We start from the raw sequence: 4571 nt of genomic DNA on the forward strand, positions 1-4571 counted from the left end.
ACTCCAAAAAATAAAATCCCCAAAAAACCCGCAGGCTGAAGCCTGGGGCTACACGGACAAAGCCCGCCTGCGCGGCGTCATACAGTCTTGTTAGGTGCTTAACCATCGGGATTTGGATGATTTATTTGTTGGAACACCCTAAATTTTCCCCAATGGCTTCCAGTCTTTGGTTAAAACTGGTCAGCATCGCTTGCAAGAGTACATCAGGGTCAGTCACCACGGGGACAGAAGCAGTCGGGGGGTTGATATTTGGCGATGTCATTGGGTTATTAATTTTAACGTTGGTGGGTCAACAAGAGGGTGAACGGGGTGCGATCGCCTCCTTAGTGGTAATCTTGATCCGTTCCTCGTTCCCTGAGTTAGTCTGGGAACGGACAAATTGGAGGAATTGCCTCCTCGTCCAGGGATAAATTAAAGACGCAACAACTGACTTGTTTTAATCTGAGACTACCCAGGGGCGATCGCCTCTCGATTGGCACATTTTTCTAACCCGATCTGACACCCCCGTATCCCTGAAAAGTTTACCTCAATTTTTCCAGGATAGACAAAATTTAAACTTTGCTTAAGTTTTGTCAGCCGCTGCCTCTAAATCGGTTATATTCAGAAAATTCCTGCCTTATTTTCCTCAAAAATTTCCCCAGCGGTTGTGTTAAACTCAATCTGATGAGTTTAGCCCGATTCACCCAATTGCGAGTAAACTGCTCAGATTTGAAAATTGGCAGCTACAATCTGTTTAAACTCAATCCTCATTTTAAAATCAGCCCAGAGTGCATAATAATATGAGCAATTATCTGGCTATTGCCACCGTGACTGCCTGTTTACAACGAATGTTACAATCTTCTGTTCAACTAGATTTAGATGGTGCAAGAGTCACCACCGTTCGCCCCAATAATTTAGGCAGCGGGACTCCTGAAAAGGGCGTCAATCTCTATATGTACCAAGTCTCCCTCAATCCGGTGTGGCAAAAGAATGCAGAAGTCCGGATGCGGAGTACCCGGGATGCTGGGGCGAAGAAATCCCGGACGGCATTAGATTTGCATTATATTCTCAGTTTTTACGGCAATGAAACCGAATTAGAACCGCAACGACTGTTAGGCAGTGTGGTGAAAATTTTGAGCGATCGCACCACCTTGACCCGAGAAACCATTTACCAAACTTTGGGTGATTCTAGCTATCCCTATTTAACCGATTCCAATTTGGCGGACCAAACCGAAGAAATTTGCTTTAGTCCGATGGATTTATCCTTAGAAGATTTATCAAAAGTTTGGTCGGTCTTTTTTCAAACGCCTTACAGTATTTCCTTGGTATATAAAGCAACGGTGGTGATGATTGAAGGAGAAGAATCCGCTTACCGCGCTTTACCCGTGCGCGAACGTGCTCTGAGTGGTGTTATTCCTTTTGTCAATCGCCCCCTGGTAGAACAAGTGGTCTCTCGTTCGGGAAAATTTGACCCAATTTTGGCCGATAGTACCCTCCTGATTCGGGGTAAAAACCTCAACAATAAACAGACAAAGGTGAGGATTAGTGGGGTAGAAATCACGCCTCAATCCGTCAATGAAACTGAGCTATTAGTTCCCCTGTCTTTAACGCCAGATAATTCTTTAAAAGCTGGAGTACAGAGTCTCCAAGTCATTCATCATATCTCGACGGAATCTCGGCGAGAAAATGGTAACGGATGGCAGGGAGAATCGAGCCATGAAACCGGGACCCAAACCTTATCCAAACCGATAGTTTTCTCCCAAAGTTTAGAATCAAATGCCATTCCGTTTATTTTGCGTCCTGTGGTGACGAAAGTGACGGTTTCTAAATTGGCAGGAAAGGACGAAGATGTGCGATCGGCTCAAATTAAAGTCCGGGTCAATTTGACTCTGGGCAAACAGCAGCGGATTGTGTTAGTTTTGAATGAAAAATCAGCTCATAATCCGGCTGCCTATATGTTTGAAGCCCCCAACCGCCATCGGGATGGGATGTTGGTGACAATTCCGGTTAAAAATGTGAAACCGGGTGAGTATTTGGTTCGGTTACAGGTGGATGGGGCGGAAAGTATCTTGAATGTGGATTCGGACCCTAGTAGTCCTAATTTTAATAGTTATACTGAGCCTAAGATGGTGATTCGGTGAGGAGGAAATTGACAATGGAAAATTGACAATAAAAAATGGAGAATGAACTAATAACAATTAATAAAGGACAAAGGACAAAGGACAAAGGACAAATAATTTTTTAGGACAAAATCATGAATGAAGAAGAATTGAAGAAACGGCTGAATCAAGAGGTTGATATGATGAGTATCAATCAGTTAAATGAATTGGGAAATCGAGCGGTGAAGATGGGGTTGATTGTGGGTCATGGATATCGGGGGGGTAAGTATGAAATTTTGCGGAAAGGGGAAGCGTTGATGATGACTCCCCAGGAAGCTCAGAGTTATTTGGAAAGTTTGATTAAAGAAATTGGTGGATAAATGTCTGGAGTCAAAAGGAGTTCGACTAAAAGTTGGTCGATCGCCAATCAAGAGTATTTGATGGCGGCGATCGCCCGGGTTCGTTCCTATTTACAGATTCATATCCAACGCCTGAATCCAGAGGCGGAATTTGTTTCCCTTGAGGAACAAGCAATCGGGTGGGATTTGCAGACGCTTCCGAGTTTAGACGAACTGGGCGAGCGTTTTGGGTTATCGGCGTTTGAGCAAGATATCCTGTTGTTATGCGCTGGGATGGAACTGGATGGCACTTGGGGAAACCTCTGTGCCACTGCTCAAGGGGATGCTCAAGCCCAATATCCCACGTTTAATCTAGCTTTAGATATCTTACCGTCACCGAATTGGATGGCACTCACCCCTGTGGGAGCATTGCGCCGGTGGCGCTTGATTGAGATTGGCGTCGGGAATGCCCTCACCCAGAGTCCCCTGAGAATTGATGAACGGGTGTTGCATTATTTAGTCGGGATAGAGCATCCCGATGAACGGTTGGTGGCAGCAGTCGCCCGCATCCCCATCCAGGTTGGGGAAATGGACCGTTTATGTGGGTCTCATCGGCACTTAGCTGAACAGGTGGCGGGAATGCTGGTGAGTGAAGAGTTGGGGAAGGTGCCGATTGTCCAATTATGTGGCAGTGATGTTGCCAGTAAGCGGGCGATCGCCTCGGCAGTCTGTAGCGCGATCGGTTGGAATCTGCACGTTATGGCAGGGGATGTCATTCCCATCGCCTTGGGGGAAATCACCGAATTGATGCGGTTATGGGAGAGAGAGGCATTTTTAAATAACAGCGCCTTGCTATTAGATTGTGATGAAGTGGATAGCAATGATGTAGCGCGAGAAAGTGCGATCGCCAGAATTATCGAAAACTACAATAATCCCTTACTGATTACCAGTCGCGATCGCCGCCATCCCCGGCAACGTCCCTTAATCACCTTTGAAGTCGAACAACCCTCATCCCAGGAACAACGGGAACTCTGGAAGAATACCCTCGGTGCAGACGCTGCCGAGTTAAACGGTCACATTGAAACCTTAGTCTCCCATTTTAGCCTCAGTGCCCCCGCCATCCGTGCTGCCTGCCTCAAAACTAAAGGAACCAACAAAATTGCCACCGACAACGGCAACGACTTCGGCAGCCAACTGTGGGAGACTTGCCGCATCCAGGCGCGATCGCGCATGGAAGACCTCGCCCAACGCATCGAATCTGGCAGCCAGTGGGAGGACCTCGTACTCCCCGACATCCAACGAGACACCCTCCGAGAAATCATCGCCCATGTCCGACAACGGGCCAAAGTTTACGAAGCCTGGGGATTTGGCGGCAAAAGTGGCCGAGGATTAGGCATCACCGCCCTGTTTGCCGGTGCGAGTGGTACAGGTAAAACAATGGCCGCCGATATTATCGCCCAAGAACTGCACCTGGATCTATATCGCATCGACCTCAGTTCCATCATTAGTAAATATATTGGCGAAACCGAGAAAAACCTGCGCCGAGTCTTCGACTCCGCCGAAGCAGGCGGGTCCATCCTCCTCTTCGACGAAGCCGACGCCTTATTTGGCAAACGCAGCGAAGTCAAAGACTCCCACGATCGCCATGCCAACATCGAAGTCGCCTACCTCCTGCAACGCATGGAAGCCTATCGAGGATTAGCCATCCTCACCACCAACCTCAAAAGTTCCTTAGACCAAGCCTTCCTCCGCCGCATCCGGTTCGTCATTCAATTCCCCTTCCCCGACGCCAATCAACGGCAAGAAATTTGGCGACGCATCTTCCCCAAACAAACCCCAACTCAAGGCTTAAACTATCCCAAACTAGGTAAACTCAACGTCGCTGGCGGAAACATCCGCAACATCGCCTTAAACTCCGCCTTCATTGCCGCCGACGCCAACGAACCCGTGATGATGAAACATATCCTCGAAGCGTCAAAAAGTGAATATATGAAATTAGAAAGACCTTTGACAGATATGGAAATTAAAGGGTGGATTTGAACCACAGATTGCACAGATTTGCACAGAGAACAAGAGAAATCACGAGAATCTGTGAAAATCTGTGTAATCTGTGGTATAATCCTTCCACTGATTTTAGGAAAGAATTCCTAATGAG

General features: G+C 47.3%; 4 protein-coding genes. All 4 read left to right on the plus strand.

All coding sequences use genetic code 11. The annotated features are described in order from the left end of the window. Nucleotides 1–116 precede the first annotated feature (116 nt). The 4 genes from NG833_RS24185 to NG833_RS24200 all read left to right on the plus strand — a co-directional run bounded on the left by NG833_RS24185 (nucleotide 117) and on the right by NG833_RS24200 (nucleotide 4456). Entirely contained in the window at nucleotides 117–410 is a 294-nt protein-coding gene (locus NG833_RS24185) for a hypothetical protein (protein WP_254567831.1), read from the plus strand. A 369-nt stretch (nucleotides 411–779) separates the two neighbouring features. Then, nucleotides 780–2120, plus strand: a complete 1341-nt coding sequence (locus tag NG833_RS24190; RefSeq protein WP_254567832.1) for a DUF4255 domain-containing protein — start codon at nucleotides 780–782, stop codon at nucleotides 2118–2120. A gap of 113 nt (nucleotides 2121–2233) precedes the next feature. Further along, on the plus strand, nucleotides 2234–2458 hold the full coding sequence (locus tag NG833_RS24195; RefSeq protein WP_254567833.1) for a hypothetical protein: 225 nt from the start codon (nucleotides 2234–2236) through the stop codon (nucleotides 2456–2458). Then, a complete protein-coding gene (locus NG833_RS24200) occupies nucleotides 2459–4456 on the plus strand; it encodes an ATP-binding protein (RefSeq protein ID WP_254567834.1) in 1998 nt (665 codons plus the stop codon). The last annotated feature ends 115 nt before the right edge of the window (nucleotides 4457–4571 follow it).

It is taken from the genome of Oscillatoria sp. HE19RPO (assembly GCF_024220515.1).
Taxonomy (GTDB): Bacteria; Cyanobacteriota; Cyanobacteriia; order Cyanobacteriales; family Laspinemataceae; genus Laspinema.